Below are 21,042 nucleotides of genomic sequence, written 5' to 3'. Positions count from 1 at the left end.
CTGACGACGCCGCGCTTTTGTGCGTTCGCGCCGCACCGACGGTATGCGCGCAGCCGTCTTCAACGCCCCCGGCGAGATCGACGTGGAAGAGCGACCGCGCCCCGAGATCGAGGCCCCGACGGACGCGATCGTCCGCGTCACTCACACCGCGATCTGCGGCTCCGACCTCTGGTTCTACCGCGGCGACAGCGACCGCGACGCGGGCTCACCGGTCGGCCACGAGCCAATGGGGATCGTCGAGGCGGTCGGCGACGACGTCACCTCCGTCGAGCCGGGCGACCGCGTGCTCGCGCCGTTCGCGATCTCCTGCGGCGAGTGCGAGTTCTGTCGGAAGGGGCTCCACACCTCCTGCGAGAACGGCGACTCGTGGGGCGGCGACAACGGCGGCGGCCAGGGCGAGTACGTTCGTTCGACCCACGCCGACGGCACGCTCGTTCGCGTTCCCGACCGCCACGCTGACGACGAGGACACCCTCCGTTCGCTGCTCCCCCTGACCGACGTGATGGGGACCGGCCACCACGCGGCCGTGAGTGCGGGCGTCGAGGTGGGCTCGACAGTGGCCGTCATCGGCGACGGCGCGGTCGGGCTCTGCGGCGTCCTCGCGGCCCGCCGGCTCGGCGCGGAGCGCATCATCGCGGTCGGGCACCACGAGGACCGCCTCGAACTCGCGGAGGAGTTCGGCGCGACCGAGACCGTCTCCGAGCGCGGCGAGGCCGCCGTCGAGCGGATCCGCGAGCTCACGTACGGCGGGCCGAACCACGTGATGGAGTGCGTCGGCGCCGCGAGCGCGATGAACACCGCCATCGACGCCGTCCGCCCCGGCGGCACGATCGGGTACGTCGGCGTCCCCTACGGCGTTGAAGACGAGGGCCTCGACGTGTTCGGCATGTTCGGGCAGAACGTGACGCTCGCGGGCGGCGTCGCCCCCGTCCGCGCGTACGCCGAGGAGCTGATGGCCGACGTGCTCCAGGGGACGCTCGACCCCGCGCCGATCTTCACCGAGACGGTGGGTCTCGACGACGTCGCCGAGGGGTACCGCATGATGGACGAACGGGAGGCGATCAAGGTGCTCGTCAAACCGCACGGCGACGCGTAGACGGCCGCGACACCCGTCATCCACGCTGACGCTACTGACTTCATTTTTAAGCGGTGGCGCGTGCCTCCGAGCGCCCCTCGGGCGCGAGGAGCACGCGCGAGGGAGTCGCTGGCGGCGCCAGCCGCCAGCGACGAGGCTGGGGAGGAATGAGGTGCTGTGCTGTCGCGGTCGGGTGGGACTCAAAGGGGCAGTCACCGACGGTGAAGCCGCCGGTTGCCCGTGGCGCGTAGCGCCTCGCGACTGGGGCTTTGGAGGTGTCTATCGCGGAGTCGCCAGTAGCTATTCATAAACGGTCTGCCGGGGCTTTGGCGGTGCTGGCCGTCGATCCACGGACGCCAATTTATAAACGAACGGCTGAGGTTTGGTCGTGTTCATCGCCGAGGTGTAGTCGCTCATTTATAAGCGAGCGGTCGTGGATTCCGCTGCCGTCGACGGACTAGTAGCCGCCGATGGGCATTCGGGCACATGGCAGACAGAACCGCTCAAGCGTCCTATTTCGACCGTATCGGCGTGACTTTTATCACGCCCAATACCTTGTTACCTGTTGTCATGTGCCACCATTACGACGAGGCGCGCACGTGGACGGAGGTCAAGGCGCGTCACCGGTCCGAGGAGGCGGACGAACTCGACGAGGCTCCCGACGTCGACGCGGTCGACGAGCCGGCGGACGAGACGGAGGAACCCGAGCCCCCGGCGGAGCCGCGCGCTCCGGCCGACGACTGACGCGGTCGGGCACGACCCCGCCTCGAACCCCCACTTTCTATCGCGCGTTGCCCGAACCCCGAGCGGCCGCCTCGCCTCGGCCTCCCCCGACTCCCGATCCACAAATTTACAACTGCTTATCATGTACTCCGGTCCGTGCCGCCCTCCACTCGAACGCTCGCGCTCCTCGCCCTCCTCGTCGTCGGTCTCGGACTCAGCTTCGCCTTTCACGCAACCGCGGGCGACACGCAGATCACTTACGAGGCGACGGCCGTCGAACCCGGCGAGGACCCGGCGTCGGTCGCGGACGCGGCGCGCAACGTCACCGACCTCGATGAGCGGCTCTCGGACACGTCCGATCGGCACCGGGAGCCGGTCCGGACCGCTGCCGCGACCGGGTCGTTCGAGGGGTCGCTCTCCCCGGAGTTGGACATCGCGCTCGACGACGCCGACTCGCCGTACGTCGCGTACAACGGGAGCTATTACGAGTGGACGCTGTCGACGCGCGGCGAGACGACGAACGCGACGATCGAGATGCGTGAGACCGGCCCCGAGACGGTGTTCGACGCCGTCGCGCGCCCGGCGGCCGCGGCGTCGTCCGGCGTGCGGACCGCTATCGACGAGGGGACCGCGACGAACGGGTCCCTCCGGTCGGGACTGTACCGGCAGGACGGGGCGTACTACGCCGTCGCGGTCGAAAGCGAGGCGGCCGTCTTCGCGCAGGTCGCGAGCTCCATCGTCGGCTTCGTCCTCACGCCGGTCGGCCGCGGGTACGCGGCGGTCGCGCTCGGCCTCCTCGCGTACCGCTACCGCGATCCGACGCGCGACCGCCTCCTCACCCCGCGCCGAGCCGCCGCTGTCGCCGCGCTCGCGCTCCCCGTCGCGCTCGTCGGCACCGCCCTGTTCGAGAGCGGCTCGCTCTCCCGCATCGTCACCGGTCCCGCGAGCGCGACGGTCGTCGCGGCAGGCGTCCTCGCCGGCGTCCTCGCCGCTCAGCGTCGGTGGGCCTTGCTCGCCGGCACGACGGTCGGAATCGGGCTCCTCGCCACGGCGGCGATCGCGGGCGCGCTCGGGGTCGTCGGGCTGATCTTCGGACCGCTTGCGGTTCTGATCGGCGTCGCGACCGGCGCCGTTCCGTTCGGGTACGGGTACTGGTTCGCGCGGCCCGCGCCGGAGGTATCGGCCGGGTAGCACGGGAGCCGATCGACTCCGGGATCCCGACCGACGCGGTCGACGCGTTTGCCTTGGATTTCAGGCCCATCCTGAACGACCCTCAGGATCCCACCGAAGTCGTTCTATCGGCGAAATACTATGCGTGTCGCGGTACTCACTCCGATAGCTTCGCCACTGAATTCCACGCATGAGTTCAATACGCCGCCGCACCCGAACCGACGACGCAGGCACGACAGTGATCGCCGGATGAGACGAGCCTCGGTCCGTGTCCCGACGCTCGTCGTGATCGTCGCGCTGCTGCTCGCTGTCGGCGTCGGGTTCGCGGGAAGCCCGCTCGCACAGAACGACGGCGACGTGAACGGGGCGTTCATCGACGAGAGCGGCAACCCGATCGCCGCCGACCAGCCGATCGACACCGCCGCCGCGACCGCCGAGCCGGCGCTGGTCTCGCCCGAGACGCTCGGCGCGGTCGGGGTCGCCGTCGCGGTCGCGTTACTCGTCGTCGCTGCGGTCCGCCGCGCAGACCGCTAACCCGATTCCCGTCGAACGCGGTTCGCGACGCCCGCTCAGAGCGGCTCGATCAGTTCGACGACGTGGCCGTCGGGGTCCTTCACGAAGGCGACCCGCGCGCCGGCCTCCGGGTGATCGGTCGGCGCCTCCCTGACGCCGTGGTGATCGATCTCCGCGAACGCCGCGTCCACGTCGTCGACGCCGACGGCGACGTGGTCGTAGCGGTCGCCGTCCGCGCTCGGCGCCTCGCCATCGGTGTCCGACAGCTGGAACTCGACGCCGTTCCCGTCCGCGACGTACACGTTGCGGGTGTCGCCGTCCGCGGTGGTGAACTCCCACGACCGCTCGAAGCCGAGCTCGTCGACGTACCAGTCCGCGGTCCGGTCGGCGTCCGCCACGTTCAGACAGGTGTGGAGAATCTCCATGCGTCGGCCTCGCGCCCCGCCGTGATAAATTCCCGACCGCCGGTTCCCGACCGCCGCCCCCCGCGGCCGACGCGGCACCGGCTCGCCCGAGCAATCATGTCGCTGGCGCACCTTCCGTCCGTATGGACCGCAACGCGGTGCGCCGCGCCTGGGACGCGGTCGCCGAGACGTACGCCGCCCGCCGCGACCCCGACGGCTCGGACGCGGCGCTGATCGACGACTTGCTCGACGCGCTCGCCGGCGACCCCGCGGCCGGCGACGGCGACCCGCTCGTCCTCGACGTCGGCTGCGGCGACGGCGCCCGGACCCTCGCGAACCTCCCGCCGGGCAGCGTCGGCCTCGACGTCTCCCGACGCGGCCTCGAACTCGCTCGCGAAACCGTCCCCGACGCGCGGCTCGTCCACGGCGAGATGTCCGCGCTCCCGTTCGCGGCCGACCGCTTCGACGCGATCACGGCGTACCACGCGGTGTTTCACGTCGACCGCGAGCGCCACCCGGACGTGTACGACGAGTTCGCGCGCGTCCTCCGCCCCGGCGGCCGGCTCCTCGCGACGCTGCCGAGCGGCCGCTTCGAGACGGTGCGGCAAGGCTGGATGGGCGGCGAGATGTTCTTCTCCGCGCCCGGCCGCGAGCGCACCCTCGACCAGCTCCGCGCGGCGGGGTTCGCCGACGTCGAGACGCGGACCGCGACCGACCCGCTCGGGAGCAGCACCGAGTTCGCGTTCGCGAAAGTAAAAGGGGACGCGGCGCCCGACGGGGGCGCCACCGAGTCGGGGGCGACCGACCCGTGACCGACTCCGACGAGGTCCCCCACGACGTGCGCGCCAGCCTCGATCAGCTGCTCGCGGAGGCCCGCGTGGCCGCCGAGCGCGGCGACGTCGACACCGCGCGGCCCCTGCTCGAGACGGCCGAGACGGTGGCGACGAACAAGCTGCCGGCCGGCGAGCGCCGCGACCGCGTCCGGTGGGGGTGTGCGGCCGCGCTCGACGCGCTGCCGAACGCCGACCTCGCAGCGGCGTACGCAACGGCGACCGCGGACGTCGTCGGCGCGTCGGACCCCTCACTTTAGGCCCTCGCGCGACTTGGAGCCAGACATGCGCGTCGCCTCGCTTCTCCCTTCCGCCACGGAGACGCTGTTCGCCCTCGGCGTCGAGCCGGTCGGCGTCTCCCACAGCTGCGACCACCCCCCGGCAGCCCGCGACCTCCCGACGCTGACGAGCACGGTCGTCGACCACGCGGACCGCTCGGCGGCCGACATCGACGAACAGATGCGCGAGGTCGACGGCGCGGTCTACGACCTCGACGAGGCGCGGCTCGCGGACCTGGAGCCGGACCTGCTCGTCACGCAGGCCACCTGCGACGTCTGCGCGGTCGACGCGAGCGAGGTCCGAGCCGCCGCCGAACGCCTCGACCCGGCGCCCGACGTACTCGCCTGCGACCCGCACTCGTTCGAAGACGCGCTCGACGACGTGGTGCGGATCGGCGCGGCGGTCGGCGAGGAAGCGGCCGCGAGCGACCTCCGGGCGGACCTCCGCGAGCGCGTCGACGCGGTCCGCGAGCGGGCCGAGCGCGCCGTCGCCGACGAGGGGCGCCCCCGGACCGCCGTCCTTGACTGGACCGACCCGCCGATCCGCGCGGGCCACTGGGTGCGCGACATGGTCGAACTCGCGGGCGGCGACCCCGCGTTCCAGCCCGACGGCCCTTCAGAGCCGGTGTCTTGGGAGGACGTGTGCGCGCACGACCCCGAGGCGCTCGTCGTCGCGCCCTGCGGCTTCGACCGCGACCGCGCCGTCGACTCGGTCGCCGACCTCGCCGCCCGCGCCGGCTTCGACGAGATCACGGCGGTCGTCGATGACCGAGCCTACGCGGTCGACGGCAACGGCCTGTTCAACCGACCGAGCCACCGGCTCGTCGACTCGCTGGAGGCGCTTTTCGCCTGTCTCCACCCCGAGTACGCCGCGACGACGCCCGCCGCACACGACCGAGTCGCGCGCGTCGACCGCGCAGCGATGCCGTCCGTCTGCCCCGACGGCGGGTGAGCGGTCCCGGCCGCCGCGTCAGGCACCCGTCTCCGTTGACTCCCGGAGCGCGGAGAGCGTCTCTGCCGTGCGCAGGTCCGCGACCGTACAATACCACGCGCCGCGGACGCCGTTCAGGTCGTTGTCGACCGGGCGCTCCAGCGGCACGAGGTCGTCGAGCTCGAAGATCACGACCACGCGCTCCTCGGAGAACGGGTCGATGAGCGCCGCCCAGTCCGCCTCGTCCATCGGTCCCGGCTCGCCTCGCGTCTGCTCGGTCCGGTCGACGACGCGAGCGTAGTGCGTGACCGCCGACACCGGCGCGGTCCGGTAAAACGCCATGTACTCGAACTCGGCACGGGTGCGGTCGTACGAGCGCGGCGCGGGGTAGAAGCCGGCGCGGCAGCGCTCGAAGGTCTCTTGCTGCGTGGCGACGACGCAGATGCGGGCGTCGCCGGGCGCGTCATCCTCGGGGACGTCCGCGGCGAAGCGGTCGAGGTCCACACGCGGGATCGCCGCCGAGCGCGGATATATCCGCCGGCAGCCCGTACGACGGGGCGATGGCACGGAGCGCGACGAGCGCGCGCGGTGGTCCCCGCGAGCGCGACGAGACGGACGCGGCACGCGGCGCAGAGTCGCCCGACGGCGAGCCCGACCCGCCGGCGCTCGCGGTCGAGGGGCTCACGAAGCGGTTCGGCGACGGCGACGACGCGGTGGTGGCCGTCGACGACGTGAGCCTCACGGTCGAGCGCGGGTCGGTCGTCGGCCTGCTCGGGCCGAACGGCGCCGGCAAGACGACGCTGATCAAGTGCGCGCTGGGGATCGTCGTCCCCGACGCGGGCTCGGTGCGGGTGTTCGGGAACGACGTGCGCGACGGCCGGCGGGCGGCGTACGCCGACGTGGACGCGATGCTGGAGGGCGCGCGCAACGACTACTGGCGGCTCACGGTCCGGGAGAACCTGCGGTACTTCGCGACGATCAGCGGGGTCGACCCCGACTCCGTGGCGGCGCGCCACGACCGGCTGCTCGACCGGCTCGACCTCGCGGACAAGGCCGACACGGCGGTTCGCGACCTCTCCCGGGGGATGAAACAGAAGGTGTCGCTCGCGAGCGTGCTGGCGGGCGGCGCCGAACTCGTGTTCCTCGACGAGCCCACGCTCGGGCTCGACGTCGAGAGCGCGCGGACGCTCCGGGCGGAGCTGCGCCGGCTCGCGGCCGAGGAGGGGCTCACCATCGTCGTCAGCAGCCACGACATGACGACGATCGAGGCGGTGTGCGACCGCGTCGTCATGCTGTCGAACGGCCGGATCGTCGCCGACGACACCGTCGAGGCGCTGCTCGGCGCGGCCGCGAGCGACGCGGTGCGGGTGGCGAGCCCGGACCTCACGCCCGAGACGGTCGCCGACCTGCGCGAGCGATTCGAGGTCGTCGGGGTCGACCGCGACGCGCGCCCGCCCGCGGTGACGGTCGCGGCCGGGGGCGATCGGATCTACGACCTGACCGACGCGCTGCGGGCGGCCGGCGTCACCGTCTCGGACATTCGGACGGTTCAGCCCGACCTCGAAGAGGTGTTCTTGGAGCGCACCGGGACCGGGCTCGGCGCCGCCGGCCCCGCGTCCGGGGGTGAGGGTTCGTGAGCGGCGACGCGTCCGCGGGGACGGCGTCGACGGCGGAATCGACCGCCGACGGCGCGTCCGGTGACGCGACGGCCGTCGACGACCAGCCCCGCCCGGCGACCTACTACCACTTGGCCCGGGCGGTGCTGTACCGGGAGTTCCTGATCTTCGTGCGGTACCCGGCCAACGCCATCGGGGGGATCGTGGTGTCGTTGTTCTTTTTCGCCGCGCTGTTTCTCGGCGGCCAACTGCTCGCCGGGCAGGCGCTGACGGACTCGATCGAGGGGATCGTCGTCGGCTACTTCCTCTGGACGCTGTCGGTGGGCGCGTACTCGTCGGTGTCGAACGACATCGGCAGCGAGGTGCAGTGGGGCACCCTCGAGCGTCACATCACCACCCCGTTCGGCTTCGCGCCCGTCGCGCTGCTGAAGGGGGTCGCGAAGGTGGTGCGGACGTTCCTCACCAGCGCCGTGATCCTCGCCGTCATGCTCCTCGCGACCGGGACGCGGCTGAGTCTCGCCCCGGTGACGGTTGTGGCGATCGCGGGGCTGTCGATCACGTCTGTCCTCGGACTCGGCTTCGCCGCGGGCGGGGTGACGGTCCTCTACAAGCGGATCGGCAACTGGCTCAACCTGCTTCAGTTCGGCTTCGTCGCGCTGATCTCGGCGCCCGTTTTCGACCTGCCGTGGACGCGCGTCCTCCCCTTGGCGCACGGCAGCGCCATGCTCCAGCGCGCGATGGTCGACGGCGTCCGACTCTGGGAGTTCCCGCTCGTCGACCTGGCGCTGCTCGTCGCGGTCGCCGTCGGCTACCTGCTCGGCGGCTACCTCGTGTTCGAGTACGCGACGGCGCGGGCGCGGCGGCTCGGCGTGCTCGGCGACTACTGAGCGCGCCGGGGCACAGATCGGCGGGCGTGACTCGGGACGTGGACGGGTCTCACCCGGCCGCGTCCCCCTCGCCCGCCGTCACGACGGCGTAGATTAGCGCCACCGGGATCGCCGCGCCGAGCGCGGCCGTCGGGATCAGCGCCGTCGACGCGCCGACCGCCGTCAACAGCCCGATCGCCACCCCGCTCGCCGCGAGGCCGACGAGGAGCACCGCTGCGGCTCTCCGCATGCCCGATCGACGACTCCGGGCTCACATGGACGTGTCGCTCTCGGGCCCGCGGAGCGGGACTCTGATCCGCCTACCGATCTTCGTCCGGCTCCGCTGCGAGCGCCTCGTCGCGGAGCTCGCGGCAGCGCTCGCCCGTGATCTCCAGTTCGGGAACGGGCGTCGGGTTCCCGTCCGCGTCGACGGCGACGAACACGAAGTACGACTCCGTGGTGAGTTCGCGCTCGCCGGTTCGCGGCGACTCGCGGTACGCGCGGATCCGCGTCCGGAGGCTCGTGCGCCCGACCGCGTACACGTACGACTCGATGACGCAGGTGTCGCCCTGCGGGACCGGGCGCTTGAAGTCGAGCCCGTTGATCTTGGCCGTGACGCAGGTCTCGCCGGCGGCGCGCATCGCGGACATTGCGCCGATCTCGTCCATCCACTTGACGACGTTCCCCCCGTGTGCGGAGGCGTAGTTGTTCGTGTGGGTGGGCTGGACGCGCTGGCGGTTCTCGATGTACGTGTCGCTGACGCTGGGCATACTCGCCGGTGGCGCGGCCGGGGGAAAAGCCCGGCCCTCGGATCGACTGACCGTCGTGATCCGGAACCGGGCGAGCGACACGAACGGTCGCGTTCGGGGATCTCGAAGCCGGTCGAGAACGCGGCCCGGCCGCTCAAATTATTGTCTCGTATAATTCGGCCTTCACTCCTAAGTGGGGAGTCTTATTTCCTTCAGACAACACGTATGTTGAACGCAATCACCACGCGGTACGGGCGACGGGTCGGCGCCTCCGTCATCCTGACGCTCGCCGTGACGCTCGGCTTCGTCGCTCTCTTTGCGGGCCACGTAGCGACGGTCGGCACGCCGGCGGCGGCGACGGCGGCGCTGACGTCGGTCGGCGTCGTCGTCACGCTGAACCTCGGTTTGCTGGGCATCGTGCTGGTCGGCAACGTCGCGGTCGAACTGCGGCGGCTGACGGAGACCGCCGAGGCGGTCGGGCGCGGCGAGTTCGACGCGAGCGCCACGTCCGACCGCCGCGACGAGATCGGGCGCCTGTTCGCCGCCTTCGACGAGACGCGGCGGTCGCTCCGGGACGCGGTCGCCGAGTCCGAGCGGGCCCAGAGCGAGGCGGAGGCGGCCCGCGAGGAGGCGGAGTCCATGTCGGAGACGCTGTTGGAGCGCGCCGACGAGATCGGCGGCGCCATGGAGGACGCCGCCGACGGCGACCTCACCCACCGGCTCGACGAGGAGAGCGACGTCGACGCGATCGAGCGCATCACGGCCGCGTACAACGAGATGACGGGCGGGCTCTCGACCACCGTCGAGGACATCCAGTCGTTCGCGGGCGACGTGGAGGCGACGAGCGAGGAGATGGCCGCGGAGGCCGACGAGGTCGCCGCGATGAACGAGGAGGTGGCCGCCGAGATGCGCGGGCTGGCCGACGAGCTGGACGAGCAGACCGACCGGCTGCGCGAGACGGCCGCCGACACCGACGACTTCTCGGCGACCGTCGAGGAGATCGCGTCGACGACCGACGAGGTGGCGGGCGACGCGAGCGCCGCGGCCGACCTCGGCGAGGAGGGCGAACAGCGGGCGACCGAGGCGGTCGAGGCGATCGCCGCGATCGGCGACCTGCTCGCGGAGCTCGACGACCTCGTGACGGGGCTCGACGACCGGATGGACGGCGTCGCGGAGACCACCGACGTGATCGCCGACATCGCCGAGCAGACCAACATCCTCGCGTTGAACGCCTCGATCGAGGCGTCGCGAGCGGGCGGCGACGGCGACGGGTTCGCGGTCGTCGCCGACGAGGTGAAGGGGCTCGCCGAGGAGACCCGCGAGTCGACGACCGAGATCGAGGCGACGATCGGCGAGGTGACCGAGGACGTGTCGGCGGTCGCCGGCGAGATGGACCGGACGATGACCGAGCTGGACGAGACGACCGCGGCGGTTGAGGCCGCCGGGGAGGCGATCGAGGAGCTCACCGGCACCGTCGAGAACGTCGACGTCGCGATGGGGGACATCGCGCGGGCGACCGACGAGGGCGCCGAGGGGATCGAGTCGGTCGCGGCGCGCGTCGAGGCCGTCCACGGCTCGGCGACCGACGCCGCCGACCGCGCGCGCTCGCTCGCGGAGACCGCGGACGAGACGGCCGAGACCGTCGGCGACCTCGCCGAGACGGCGACCGCGCTCGCCGAGCGCACCGCGTCGCTCACCGAGCGGCTCGACCAGTTCGAGACGCGGGCGGACGCGGGCGGCGCCGGCGGCGGGGTCGCGGCCGCCGCGAGCCCGGCCGCCGGCGACGCGGAGGTGAGCGCCGATGATTGAGCCGTCGACGGTGCGGTTCGCCTCCGCGGGGATCTACGCCGTCTCCGCGGTCGTGCTGCTCGCGCTGGCGCGGCACAAGCCCGCCGACCTGCGGCGGTACTGCTACCCGTTCGTCGCGGTCGTCGCGTTCGCGGGCGTCGGGATCGCGAGCTGGGGCGCCGGGATCGGGGCGTTCGACGTCGGGGCCGGCACGCTGGAGGCCGGGCAACTGCTCAGCGACTACGTGGCGTACCCGTTCCTGTTCGGGTTCGCGGCGTTCGTCTCGGGGGCGGGCCGGCGGTACGTCGGGGGGATCGTCGCGCTCACCGTCGCGATGCGGCTCGGGTACGACTTCGCGGAGGTGTTCGCGGGCCCGCTCGCGACGGCGGGCACCCTCGGGATCCTCGTCGGCTACGCGACGCTCGTCGGGCTGTTCTTCGGGCCGGTGGCGAGCGCGGCGGCGCGGCAGGCGCCCGAACGCGAGCTGTTCTACAAGAAGACGCGGAACCTCGCGCTGTTCGCGTTCGGCGTGCTGATCGCGTGGGCAATGTTACAGATCGCCGGGCTGTTCGATACGTTCACCGCGGCGGTGACCTTAGAGTACCTCGACCTCCTGTTGCGGGTCGGCTTCGCGGGCTTCGTGTTCGCGAACGTGGAGACGCTGGCGGCTGAGGTGGGGTCTGGGGTCGACGAGGACGGCGGCGATGTCGGTTTGAGCGCGGGCGCGACGACTGCGGCGTCGAACGCGGACTGAGTCGGCGCAGTCGGCTTCTCTGGGCTGTCTGTATTGTCATCGATCACCAATCCACTCACTGTTAATCCGGGAGGGTGTTTTTTGTCGGCGTTCACTGATACCCTGCCATGGGCCTGTACGATGTCGTGCTGGTCGCAGATGGCGTCAGGCTGCCGAAGTTTCCGGCCGACGCCAGCCCGTCCGATATCGAGTGGCAGACGAAAGATATCGGCCGGCCAGCCATGCAAGCGTACAAGCTGACCGCAGACGGACGGCTCCTGCGACGCGAGCGGGAGTTCCGTGAGAAGACGCCCGAAGAAAAGCAGACGGCGGCCGCCGATCACGGGTTCGACTCGTGGGAGGAGTACGTCTCGTATTGTGAGGACGCAGCCCCAGATGACCGCATCCAACGTGGAATCGGTCTTGGAGCACCGGATCCCCAGACCGTCGACGAGGAGTTCTGGCTCGACCACAATATGCACGGCAGCTTCGAATTCCATGGGCGGAGCGACGACATCGAAGACGGACTTCACTGGTCGTACGAAGCACGGTTCACGCGCGGGGAACTCGACGCGATCGTCTTTCTCGGCGAGCGAGGGGGTGGCTCCCTCGATGACTACCGGCCCGAAGCGCCTGTCCGCGTCGAGTTTTCGTGACTAAACCAAACGAACGTGGATTGTGAGGTCGGACATCGCGTCGGGCACGTCGTCGTCACCGAACGCGAGACCGTGCCGACGGCAAACACCATCTCCGGAACGTTTCGCGGGGCTGGCCGAGGACGACCGGGAGGTCGACGCCTATCGCGAACGGGTCGAGGCCGAGTACGAGGAGACCGCCACCGAGCGGGAGCAGGACCGCCGGGAGTTCGTCGGTCGGCTCGCGACGGGAGACATATAGATGGTCGACGCGGTTGTCGGTGTTGCTTGCTTCTACCCCGTTGTAACCGCTTGAACGGCGACAGTCCGACCTCCACAAGACTAAGGTATTACGAGAAGTATTACTAGATATGAGCAAGTCCACGCGTGTCACTGAGAAGGGCCAAGCGACGATCCCTCACGAACTCCGCGAAAAGTACGACTTACAGCCCGGTGACGAGGTCGTCTGGATGGACACCGACGAGGGGATCGTTGTAAAGAAGCGCACCCGCACTGGTGGCCGTGGGATGCTCGTTCCCGAGGGCACCTCCGCGGAGAAGCGTGAGGAGATCGCAGCGGAACTGGGTCAGCGCGTCCGCGACCGCCGCGACCGTAACTACGAGGACGCTTGAGATGGCGACGTACACCGCCGACGCCGTCTCGCTACTGGCGTATCTCGTCGATGCGCTCCCGCACGGGGCCGACCAGGTGTTCGCCGAGGCAGAAGCCGGGGAAACGGTCATCGAGGCACCGAGTACGGCTCTCGCCGAGGTACTGTACTCGGTCTCCCGCGACAAGGACGTCCGAGGGATCACACTCACCGGGACGCCCGAGGATGCCCGGCAGGCGTTGGTCGGAAACGGGCCGGTCTCGGTCGCCCCCGTCGACGAGCCGGAGCTGGCGACGTACGCGCAACTGCTGGACGAGTTCAGCATCCACGACGGGCTGATCGTCGCCAGCCACCGCGCACGGGAGACGGACGCGATCCTCACGACCGACGGTGTCATCCGCGACGCCGGGTACGAAACGATCTGGGAGTCAGTGGCCCGCGACTGAAGCCGTAGATTCGCTCGTATCGACGCCGTCAAATCGTCCGACGACGGCCGGCTCGACATCGTCGCTCCGACTGGCACCGAACTCGAACTGGCGGCCAAACTGTCCGCTTCGCAAACAGCGACACGCACGCTCTCGCGTCGGTGGCGACCGAGCGTCGATCCCGGGTCCGTCGGTGTCACGCTCCGAGACAATCGAAGCGGGACGCATCTCTCGTCCCCGTGCGTAACAGGTGCTCGATCGGACGCGACAGCATATTTATCCGTGGTTCCGACGTAGCGCCGCGTATGTCCGGGCTCGGAGCAGATCTCGATGCCATCGCGGCCGCCGGCGGCTACGACGACACCGACGCCGTGGTCGAGGAGGCCGTCCGCGAGCTGTTGCGTCGGCGTCCGGAGCTTCGGCTCTCGCTCGCGGTCGAGAAGTACCGCACCGGTGCGGTGAGTCTCAACCGAGGGGCAGAACTGGCCGGCGTCTCGACTGAGTCCTTCAAACGCGAACTCGCGGAACGGGGGATCGACCGGGAGGCCGGACTCCTGAGCGAGTCCGCCCGCGAGGATCGGCTGGAAACGTTCCTCGAGTAATCGGCGGATGGCGCTCGTCGAGACCACCGTCTCAACTTCGCTCGGAGCGGTCGATCGGTTGGAACTGCTGTCTGGGATGTCCGTGACCGTCGTCGGGTAGCGGTGAAATCGCTTGCTACTGTTCGGCGTCGAACAGCGACGTGAGTTCTCGGATTCCGTACAGCGACGCGTCGGATCGCTCGTCGACGGCGGTCCGTAACTCCTCGGTGAAGCCGGCTCGGGAAAAGACCGCGTACCGTACATCCCGGTCGCGTCCCCGCCATCGGACCTCCGGTTCGAGCGCCGTGAGATCGTCGAACACCGCTCGCCCGACGGGATCTGTGGTCCACTTGCATTCGCCGAGCAACAGGGTCTCGGTCTCTTGATTGATCCCGACGACGTCTATCTCCTCGCCGTCGTACCACCACCGGCCGACTCGCGAGCAGGAGACGGGAAACGCCGACGTCCGAACCGCCTGCTGGCACACGGTCTCGAAGGTCCGACTCGTGTGCGTCGGCAGCGTCTCGGCGATCGCCGACCGGACCGGTTCCGTGCGCCCCTGTTCGAGCGTTCCTCGATTGGGTGCCACGTACCGAAACCAGAATCGAAGGAAATCGTCCGTCAATCGATACAGTCCCCGGCCGTCAGGATCCGTTACCGGGTGTTCTCGCTCGAGGATCGCCAGCTGCGTGAGGTTCTGGAGGTACCGGGAGAGACTGCTCGCGTCGCGGCCGATCTCGTTGGCGATCTCGGTGACACGCGTGGCGCCACCGGCGATGGCCTCGAGGATCGCCATGTACGTCGCAGGCTCACGAAGCTCCTGCCGTAACAGAAACTCCGGCTCCTCGTATAGGAACTCGCCTTTCGAGAGGACGGCCCGCTCGACGTTCTCGAGGAGGCTCCGCTCCGGGTCGAACTGTTCGAGATACGCGGGGACGCCGCCGAGGACGCTGTACACTTGGATCTGCGTCTCCAGGTCCTCGTCCGGGAAGAACCCGCGAACGTCCGCGAACGAGAGCGGAGCGAGCTCCCACTGTCCGGTCCGGCGTCCGTATAACGGGCTCTCGTAGCTCAACACGCCCTCCTTCATCATCGAAATCGACGACCCCAACAACACGAGCGAGACGTCCGTCCCCGCGAGCACGTCGTCGACGACGGTCTGAAACACCGACGGGACGGTGTCGTCTTCGGCGACGAGATACGAGAACTCGTCTAACGCCACGACGCACGGCCCGTCGACGCGGGCCGTGAGGTACCGAAACGCGTCGACGAACCCGTCGACGTCCGGCGTGACGTCGTCGAACGTTTCGGCGCACTGTGCCGCGAACCGGCGGGCGTTGTGCGTCGCGCCCCGCTCGTCACAGAGGTAGTAGACCGACGCGTCGTCGAGCGTCTCGAGCGCCGTCGTCACCAGCGTCGTCTTCCCGACCCGCCGTCGGCCGTACACGACGAGCAGCTGTCGCTCCGCGCGCGTGAGATGCGACGTGAGCCACTCGAGCTCCGCCTCCCGGTTTATCATTATGCGTGCGATAATATTATCGCGTTCATAATAGTTGTTCGGGTCGGTGACGGCGATCCTTCGCCGGCTACCAAACGGCTTTGTCCCCCGCCACACCGGTCTACGGCACGGCGGGAGCAAACCACGGGGAACCGCCCGTCGAGGGCGTGGACGTGGCGGCGATTCGGTGGTATCTCGCGGAGGCGGACGTCCGCTTCGCGATTCTGCTCGGCCCGCGAGTCCGCGGCGAGTGTTCGAGACGACCGTCAGTCCCGAGCGTACTCGACGTCGAGCGCGAGGTCCGCCGCGGTGTCGTGACGTTCGACCTCGCGCTCGCCGAGCAGCGGTTGGAACCCCGCCTCCGAGAGCCCGGCCAGCTCCCGTGCCGTCCCGAAGGAGAGGTACTCCGCTCGGTACAGCGAGACGGCGAGCTCCTGCCGGACGATGGGCTCGCGGTCTGCCGGCGGTGCCGCGATCGCGTCCAGCACCCCGGACGGCAGATCGATACTACTCATATCGCTCATTTCGGCGCTGTGGAACGTAATATCGCCGCTCAGGGGGCCGACCCGTAGCACAAATTCAACCACCCTCGTCGTAGTACAGCGGTCGCGTCATACGGAGGCCGGCTCGGAGGACGATGGCCGGAAGTCGTCGATGTGGTCTAGTAGTACGCGAGCGCTTGGTGAACGCCGCCGAGCGTGAGATCGGGGTACAGCTGGGTGATCTCGTCGGGGCTGTACCCGGGGTGATCTCGTCGGGGCTGTACCCGCTGTGTTCGTACGCGGACGCGATGTCCTTGACACGAATTCCTGTCTCCTCGACGGTCGGCGCCCCGTCGCTGTGGTCGCTATCCCGAACGATTCCCATACCGGAGAATCGACTCGTACCGGCTTGAAACGCATGGTCCAGCGGATCGTCGTCGAGACCTCATCTCGGATCACTCGCTGGCCACCAAACGGTTTTGTCCCCCGCCGTACTGGTGGACGATATGGCGGGAGCGAACCACGAGGAACCGCCCGTCGAGGGCGTGGACGTGGCGGCGATTCGGCGGTATCTCGCGCAGACGGACGTCCGCTTCGCGGTCTTGTTCGGCTCGCGAGTCCGCGGCGACGCCCACGAGTCGTCCGACGCCGACGTCGCCCTCCGGTTCCCGGACGATTTGTCTCCCACGGAGCGGTTCCGCCGACGGAACCGGATCGACGCGGACCTCCAGAGTCACGCGGACGCCTTCGTCGACGTGAGCGACATCGACAATCTGCCACTCCCGATCGCGCGCGCCGCCCTCCGGGACGGGATTCGGCTGGTCGGAGACGACCGGGACATCGACGCCTATCGCGAACGGGTCGAGGCCGAGTACGACGAAACCGCCACCGAACGGGAGCGGGATCGTCGGGAATTCGTCGATCGGCTCGCAAAGGGAGACATATAGATGGTCGACGAGGAGGTCGTCGCGACGAAACTGCGGCAGGCACACGAGTACACGAACGACCTCGAAGAGATGCGAGGGATCTCAAAAGCGGAGTACGTCTCGGACGTCGTCATCCAGCGGGCGGTCGAGCGGACACTGATGAATCTAATTCAGTCCTGTATCGATCTCGCGCAACACGTTCGGGCGGCGAACGAGCTCTCGTCCGGGGGGACGGCGAAAGACGAGATTCAGGCACTGGGAGAGCTGGGCATCATTTCTCAAGACACGCGGGAGAGAATTGAGGAGGCGGTCGGCTTCCGAAACGTCCTCGCACACCGCTACGGAGAGGTCGACCACGAGGTGGTCTACGAGGTGCTCCACGAAGATCTCCTCTGGTTCGAGCGCTTCCAGCAGGAAGTCGCACAGTGGCTTCGCGACCGCGATTCGTAGTTTTTGGACTGTGTAAACGGTGTATTGAAACGCATTGTCGGCCGAGCGGAGCACGGCCGGGGGACCGACAAGATCACACGATGAGCGCGATCCCGCCCCCGCCGACGATCGCGAGCGCACCGAGCGCGAAACACACCGTCGCGAACGGCACCCGCTCGACGACGCGCATGAGCGCGTCGATCGTCAGGTAGCCGACGACGCCGCTGACGCCGAGCGCGACCGCCGCGGGCACCGGCGCGATACCGGGAAGGCCGCCCGCGCCGGCGACGGTGAGCGCGGCGGCGCCAATGGACGCGGGAATCGACAGCAGAAAGGAGAGCCGAAACGCGGTCGGCGGGTCGTAGCTACGGAACAGCAGCGTGCTTGCCGTCACGCCCGACCGCGAGATACCGGGGAGGATGGCGAACCCCTGCGCGCTGCCGACGAGGATCGAATCGACGAGCGACGGTGTTTCGCGGCCGCCCATGCTGACGCTATCTGAGGCCCGCTGGAGGAGGCCGGTAATCACGAGGAGGACGCCAATCGCGGCGATGAAGACGCCGCCTGTGAGGTCGCTGACGAGATCCACGGCGAGGATATATAGTGGAATACCGACGAGCCCGGTGAACAGCGACGCCACGACGACGTACGTCGCGATCGCGTGGTCGCCGTCGTACGCTTTCGTGGGACGCCACCCGGGGAGTGTTTTGAGGATGGTCGCGATCTCTGTGCGGTAGTAGGTCGCGGCCGACAGCGTCGTGCCCAACTGGAGGAACAGGGCGAGCTGGACGGCGACGGCGGGATCCGTGCCGACGAACGTGAGTACGAGCGAGAGGTTCCCCTGACTCGAGACGGGGAGCCACTCGACGACGCCCTGAACAATCCCGGCGAGTATCGCAACGAGCAGCTCCGTGGTGGTCACTATCGAAATCGGAGGCGGGTGGACAGGTAAAAGGCGACGATTGCGGGTTACTGGTCGGCGTTCGGTCGCTTGTCAGTGTCCCCTTCCTGCTCGGGCGGGTCGGGGTCGGGTTCGTCAGTATCGGTTGCCGTGGGATCTCGTTTGCCGTCGGTTGGGGCTGCGCTTGGCTCCGACTCGTCCGGGGGCTCGGGGGGTTCGAGTGCGGCAACCAGGAGTTCGACCGGGCGCGTCTCGCGGAGCTCGGCCCAACTCCGGCGCTCACGCGTAGCGCTCACGCCTACAACGGTGAGGCCGGCCGCGAGGCCGAGCCGTGTCGTGCCGAGGGTTCCGGCCGCGATGCTCACCAGCACGAGGGCGAGGCCTGCCACGAGGACTGCCAGCCCGCCCACCACCGCCGGCGCTGCCAGCGTGGACGCTGCGCCGGTGCGGGCCGCCGCTGCGACCCGCGAGTCGTCGAGCGCGGGGAGCAGTCGATCGAGGATCGCATCGAGGAGGCGGATGACCGGGTCGACCGTCCACGTCTCCCGCAGGTCGATCACGATCACCTCCGGATCCGGCTCCGCGGTGAGCCAGCGATACAGATAGGAACTGCGGACGGCGGTGGCCGCTCGACGCCACAACTGGCCCAGACGTGACTGGTGGGCTGCTCGCCGGAGCACGCTTCCGGCCTGTGTGCCCGTCCCCCTCTCGTCACCCATCTGTTTGGACCTTCGCGTCCGGCCTCATGTGTGTTGCGTCTGTGTCCGGAAGTTGGCCGATGACGCCCACTGGAGATCTCGCGGCGCGTGTATGGTGGCTGTGGCCACCGTCTCCGCTGGGTGCGTTACCGGTTCACGGAGACGACTGTCGCCTCCACGGTAGCCGTGCCGAGATCGAGCGTGACGGTCGATCCTTGGCGAATTTGGTCGCCCTTGAACGCGAGCCCACTTGGGGTCTCCCGCAGCTGGAGTTCTGCGGTGATTGTCACCTCGCGGTTGACTGGGTGATCGACGATGTTGACGCTGCCGTCGTCCCCGGTGGCGATGATGAGCGAGGGCTCCGTTTCCACGCCGGTGACGCGTGCGATAGTGGTGTCGCCGGTGCGCTCGGCCATCCCCGGCTCGATGGCGTCCGCGAAGTCCTCGCGGACCTCTTCCATCCGGAGGGTAACGGTCTGCGTCGTCGTCGCACCCACATTGATGTCGCCACCGATCTGTTCGATCTGTCCTTCGAGCGTGTAATCGCTCGTCGGGAGGGTAATTGTCTGGCCGCGTCTGACCGTACTGTCGCCGAAACGGAGCCGATCCTGCTGGCGGTGGGCTGTGAGTGTCGCCTTGACGAGGAGTTGTCGTTGGGTCGACCGGTTGGTCGCGTAGGTGGTCACGTCTTCGATATGGGCGACGGTGCGGCCACTCAGGCGGATCTCATCGCCGGGAGTTACGTCCGCTGCGGTGCCCGCGTCGACCTGACTGGACAGGAGTACGCGCTGTTTTTCGGTGGCCAATGCGTCGCTGTCGCCCACAGAACGGATCTGCCCGTCGATCTGGTAGCGGTCGGTGGTGATGTCGAGCGTCCGCCCGAGCCGCGGCGGGGCCCCTGCGTACGTGAGACTGTCCTGATTGTTGCGTTCGCCTTCAAGTGCCACGCGGAGGACAACACGGGTGTCCTCGCCTTGTGGCGTGAGATGCACATCTGTTATCCGGAGCGCCGACGCGCCGTCGGGTTCATAGGAATCACCCTCCTCGATTGCGTCGACGACGTATGGTGAGACAGTGCCGACATCGAGCGTCGCGTAGGTGGTGTTTGTCTCCGGTGCCGGAGCCGAATCGTCGGTTAACATGAACGCAGCACCCGCAACGACGACGGCGACAATCAGCAACACGACGAGCGCGTCGATGACGTTAACGCGGCCGAACAACCGCCCCTCGTCGTCGATCAACTCCATGGAGGTACCTCCGAGCGCAGCATTACCATCGATGACCGGCGCGCGGGTAAAAAGCGTACCCGTTCGACGCCCTGAACCCGTAGGCTTTTGTCGGTCGTTCAGGAGAGTGGACACAATGAGTCGTTTGCGGCTCCCGCTTGTGCCGCGTTCCTTCCGACTAGCGAGCGTTGTCGCGGTTGCGGCGACGATCCTCTACTTTTCAGTGGTCACCCCGCCGGGTAGTGGAGTAATTCGGACGGGACCGTTCGGTATCCTCCCGTACAGCACGTGGCTCCACGGGCTAGCGTACGCCGGCCTCGCAGTGACGCTCGCGTACGCGCTCCAAGACCGGTCATGGCGCGACTGGACCGTGTTGGTTGTCGTGTTCTTTGTTGCCGTCGGGTACGGGGGCAGTATTGAGCTACTTCAGTCGACACTGGACGCGCGCACCGCCGATTTCGGTGACTTACTCGTGAATGCAGTCGGAGCGGCCGTCGCGGTCGTGTGCTGGCGGGTGGTAACGCGATGGGTGCGTTTCTACCGGGTGCGGCGGGTAGACGAACTTGAAGCGCCTGTTTGACCGGCTGGGCGGAAACAGCCCGGTTAACCGACGGCTGTTCCGATAACTGGCGCAACAAACATCATCCCAGCACCAAATCCGGCAATTCGCGCCATCGCACGTCGTGATCGCTGCTCGGTCCAGCCGGTGTCTCCGTCGAGGAACTCCTGTGTGGCCTCGATAGCTTCGCCGGACGCCACAGATCCGGCCCAGCCAAGAAGAGCGAACCCAAACCAGAGGCCGCCGAATGCGAACGCCGTTTCGGCGGCAGCCAGTGGCCCAATACCTCCAATTATGTTTGTTCCGACGACAAAAACCGGCGTGGCAGCGGCCCCGACGACAGCACCGCCAGCAACGAGTCGGCTCCGCTCCCAAAGAACCGGTGGCAATAACATT

General features: G+C 68.8%; 29 protein-coding genes. 18 read left to right on the top strand and 11 right to left on the bottom strand.

The annotated features are described in order from the left end of the window. The first annotated feature begins 43 nt into the window (after positions 1–43). The 4 genes from C466_RS07510 (at position 44) to C466_RS07500 (ending at position 3,502) form a co-directional block, all read left to right on the top strand. Positions 44–1,096: a zinc-dependent alcohol dehydrogenase family protein gene (locus C466_RS07510; RefSeq protein WP_004598816.1), complete on the top strand. Its 1,053-nt coding sequence runs from the start codon at positions 44–46 to the stop codon at positions 1,094–1,096. Positions 1,097–1,645: 549 nt separating this feature from the next. Continuing rightward, a complete protein-coding gene (locus C466_RS16970; RefSeq protein ID WP_162832650.1) occupies positions 1,646–1,819 on the top strand; it encodes a hypothetical protein in 174 nt (57 codons plus the stop codon). A 135-nt stretch (positions 1,820–1,954) separates the two neighbouring features. Then, on the top strand, positions 1,955–2,989 hold the full coding sequence (locus C466_RS07505; protein ID WP_004598817.1) for a hypothetical protein: 1,035 nt from the start codon (positions 1,955–1,957) through the stop codon (positions 2,987–2,989). 228 nt (positions 2,990–3,217) lie between these two features. Then, a complete protein-coding gene (locus C466_RS07500) occupies positions 3,218–3,502 on the top strand; it encodes a hypothetical protein (RefSeq protein WP_004598818.1) in 285 nt (94 codons plus the stop codon). Positions 3,503–3,537: 35 nt separating this feature from the next. Here C466_RS07500 and C466_RS07495 read toward each other — a convergent pair whose 3' ends face one another. Further along, a complete protein-coding gene (locus C466_RS07495; protein WP_004598819.1) occupies positions 3,538–3,906 on the bottom strand; it encodes a VOC family protein in 369 nt (122 codons plus the stop codon). A gap of 122 nt (positions 3,907–4,028) precedes the next feature. On the opposite strand from C466_RS07495, the gene C466_RS07490 reads away from it, so the two are divergent. From C466_RS07490 to C466_RS07480, 3 genes are read left to right on the top strand one after another with little or no spacing between them, the layout of a single operon-like run. Beyond that, positions 4,029–4,697 (top strand): class I SAM-dependent methyltransferase, encoded by a 669-nt coding sequence (locus C466_RS07490; RefSeq protein ID WP_004598820.1) that lies wholly within the window; start codon positions 4,029–4,031, stop codon positions 4,695–4,697. Further along, positions 4,694–4,975: a hypothetical protein gene (locus C466_RS07485; protein WP_004598821.1), complete on the top strand. Its 282-nt coding sequence runs from the start codon at positions 4,694–4,696 to the stop codon at positions 4,973–4,975. Before C466_RS07490 ends, C466_RS07485 begins: the two co-directional genes overlap by 4 nt. 25 nt (positions 4,976–5,000) lie before the next feature. Then, entirely contained in the window at positions 5,001–5,945 is a 945-nt protein-coding gene (locus C466_RS07480) for an ABC transporter substrate-binding protein (RefSeq protein WP_004598822.1), read from the top strand. An 18-nt stretch (positions 5,946–5,963) separates the two neighbouring features. On the opposite strand, the gene C466_RS07475 is transcribed toward C466_RS07480, so the two are convergent. Continuing rightward, on the bottom strand, positions 5,964–6,428 hold the full coding sequence (locus C466_RS07475; protein WP_004598823.1) for a hypothetical protein: 465 nt from the start codon (positions 6,426–6,428) through the stop codon (positions 5,964–5,966). Between the two features lie 56 nt (positions 6,429–6,484). Between C466_RS07475 and C466_RS07470 the strand changes: the two genes are divergently transcribed. Both C466_RS07470 and C466_RS07465 read left to right on the top strand, forming a co-directional pair. Beyond that, on the top strand, positions 6,485–7,561 hold the full coding sequence (locus C466_RS07470; protein WP_004599685.1) for an ABC transporter ATP-binding protein: 1,077 nt from the start codon (positions 6,485–6,487) through the stop codon (positions 7,559–7,561). Continuing rightward, a complete protein-coding gene (locus C466_RS07465) occupies positions 7,558–8,427 on the top strand; it encodes an ABC transporter permease (protein WP_004598825.1) in 870 nt (289 codons plus the stop codon). Before C466_RS07470 ends, C466_RS07465 begins: the two co-directional genes overlap by 4 nt. Positions 8,428–8,476: 49 nt before the next feature. On the opposite strand, the gene C466_RS16545 is transcribed toward C466_RS07465, so the two are convergent. Together C466_RS16545 and C466_RS07460 are read right to left on the bottom strand one after the other, a co-directional pair. Beyond that, positions 8,477–8,656, bottom strand: a complete 180-nt coding sequence (locus tag C466_RS16545; RefSeq protein ID WP_152418590.1) for a hypothetical protein — start codon at positions 8,654–8,656, stop codon at positions 8,477–8,479. Positions 8,657–8,726: 70 nt separating this feature from the next. Then, on the bottom strand, positions 8,727–9,176 hold the full coding sequence (locus tag C466_RS07460; RefSeq protein ID WP_004598826.1) for an acyl-CoA thioesterase: 450 nt from the start codon (positions 9,174–9,176) through the stop codon (positions 8,727–8,729). 204 nt (positions 9,177–9,380) lie between these two features. On the opposite strand from C466_RS07460, the gene C466_RS07455 reads away from it, so the two are divergent. From C466_RS07455 to C466_RS07425, 6 genes are all read left to right on the top strand, one after another. Continuing rightward, positions 9,381–10,964: a methyl-accepting chemotaxis protein gene (locus C466_RS07455; protein WP_004598827.1), complete on the top strand. Its 1,584-nt coding sequence runs from the start codon at positions 9,381–9,383 to the stop codon at positions 10,962–10,964. Further along, complete coding sequence (locus C466_RS07450; protein ID WP_004598828.1) at positions 10,957–11,697, top strand: G protein-coupled receptor family protein; 741 nt, start codon at positions 10,957–10,959, stop codon at positions 11,695–11,697. Before C466_RS07455 ends, C466_RS07450 begins: the two co-directional genes overlap by 8 nt. Before the next feature lie 107 nt (positions 11,698–11,804). Further along, entirely contained in the window at positions 11,805–12,332 is a 528-nt protein-coding gene (locus C466_RS07445; RefSeq protein ID WP_004598829.1) for a hypothetical protein, read from the top strand. A 350-nt stretch (positions 12,333–12,682) separates the two neighbouring features. Continuing rightward, on the top strand, positions 12,683–12,943 hold the full coding sequence (locus C466_RS07435) for an AbrB/MazE/SpoVT family DNA-binding domain-containing protein (RefSeq protein WP_004598831.1): 261 nt from the start codon (positions 12,683–12,685) through the stop codon (positions 12,941–12,943). 1 nt (position 12,944) lies between these two features. Then, positions 12,945–13,367, top strand: coding sequence for a hypothetical protein (locus tag C466_RS07430; protein ID WP_004598832.1), 423 nt, complete (start codon positions 12,945–12,947; stop codon positions 13,365–13,367). A 284-nt stretch (positions 13,368–13,651) separates the two neighbouring features. After that, positions 13,652–13,948: a UPF0175 family protein gene (locus C466_RS07425; protein ID WP_004598833.1), complete on the top strand. Its 297-nt coding sequence runs from the start codon at positions 13,652–13,654 to the stop codon at positions 13,946–13,948. A gap of 115 nt (positions 13,949–14,063) precedes the next feature. On the opposite strand, the gene C466_RS07420 is transcribed toward C466_RS07425, so the two are convergent. From C466_RS07420 to C466_RS17315, 3 genes are all read right to left on the bottom strand, one after another. Beyond that, entirely contained in the window at positions 14,064–15,446 is a 1,383-nt protein-coding gene (locus C466_RS07420) for an ATP-binding protein (protein WP_004598834.1), read from the bottom strand. A 245-nt stretch (positions 15,447–15,691) separates the two neighbouring features. Next, positions 15,692–15,940, bottom strand: a complete 249-nt coding sequence (locus C466_RS07415) for a UPF0175 family protein (RefSeq protein WP_049902063.1) — start codon at positions 15,938–15,940, stop codon at positions 15,692–15,694. Between the two features lie 146 nt (positions 15,941–16,086). Beyond that, positions 16,087–16,140, bottom strand: a complete 54-nt coding sequence (locus C466_RS17315) for a DUF433 domain-containing protein (protein ID WP_394295019.1) — start codon at positions 16,138–16,140, stop codon at positions 16,087–16,089. Between the two features lie 273 nt (positions 16,141–16,413). On the opposite strand from C466_RS17315, the gene mntA reads away from it, so the two are divergent. Beyond that, positions 16,414–16,854 (top strand): type VII toxin-antitoxin system MntA family adenylyltransferase antitoxin, encoded by a 441-nt coding sequence (mntA, locus tag C466_RS07410; protein ID WP_004598836.1) that lies wholly within the window; start codon positions 16,414–16,416, stop codon positions 16,852–16,854. Beyond that, complete coding sequence (hepT, locus tag C466_RS07405) at positions 16,855–17,283, top strand: type VII toxin-antitoxin system HepT family RNase toxin (RefSeq protein WP_004598837.1); 429 nt, start codon at positions 16,855–16,857, stop codon at positions 17,281–17,283. It begins immediately after the preceding gene. Between the two features lie 73 nt (positions 17,284–17,356). Here hepT and C466_RS07400 read toward each other — a convergent pair whose 3' ends face one another. The 3 genes from C466_RS07400 to C466_RS07390 form a co-directional block, all read right to left on the bottom strand. After that, the gene (locus tag C466_RS07400; RefSeq protein WP_004598838.1) at positions 17,357–18,184 is read right to left on the bottom strand and encodes an undecaprenyl-diphosphate phosphatase; all 828 of its coding nucleotides are present in this window, start codon (positions 18,182–18,184) and stop codon (positions 17,357–17,359) included. 47 nt (positions 18,185–18,231) lie between these two features. Beyond that, positions 18,232–18,882: a hypothetical protein gene (locus C466_RS07395; RefSeq protein WP_004598839.1), complete on the bottom strand. Its 651-nt coding sequence runs from the start codon at positions 18,880–18,882 to the stop codon at positions 18,232–18,234. A gap of 125 nt (positions 18,883–19,007) precedes the next feature. Beyond that, positions 19,008–20,108: a DUF4330 family protein gene (locus C466_RS07390; RefSeq protein ID WP_004598840.1), complete on the bottom strand. Its 1,101-nt coding sequence runs from the start codon at positions 20,106–20,108 to the stop codon at positions 19,008–19,010. A 115-nt stretch (positions 20,109–20,223) separates the two neighbouring features. On the opposite strand from C466_RS07390, the gene C466_RS07385 reads away from it, so the two are divergent. Next, entirely contained in the window at positions 20,224–20,667 is a 444-nt protein-coding gene (locus tag C466_RS07385; protein ID WP_004598841.1) for a VanZ family protein, read from the top strand. 23 nt (positions 20,668–20,690) lie between these two features. Here C466_RS07385 and C466_RS17650 read toward each other — a convergent pair whose 3' ends face one another. Further along, positions 20,691–21,041 (bottom strand): DUF7268 family protein, encoded by a 351-nt coding sequence (locus C466_RS17650; protein ID WP_080505988.1) that lies wholly within the window; start codon positions 21,039–21,041, stop codon positions 20,691–20,693. Between the last annotated feature and the right edge of the window lies 1 nt (position 21,042).

The organism is Halorubrum distributum JCM 10118 (assembly GCF_000337335.1).
Classification (GTDB): Archaea; Halobacteriota; Halobacteria; order Halobacteriales; family Haloferacaceae; genus Halorubrum; species Halorubrum distributum.
This window is presented reverse-complemented; position numbering and strand designations above follow the sequence as displayed.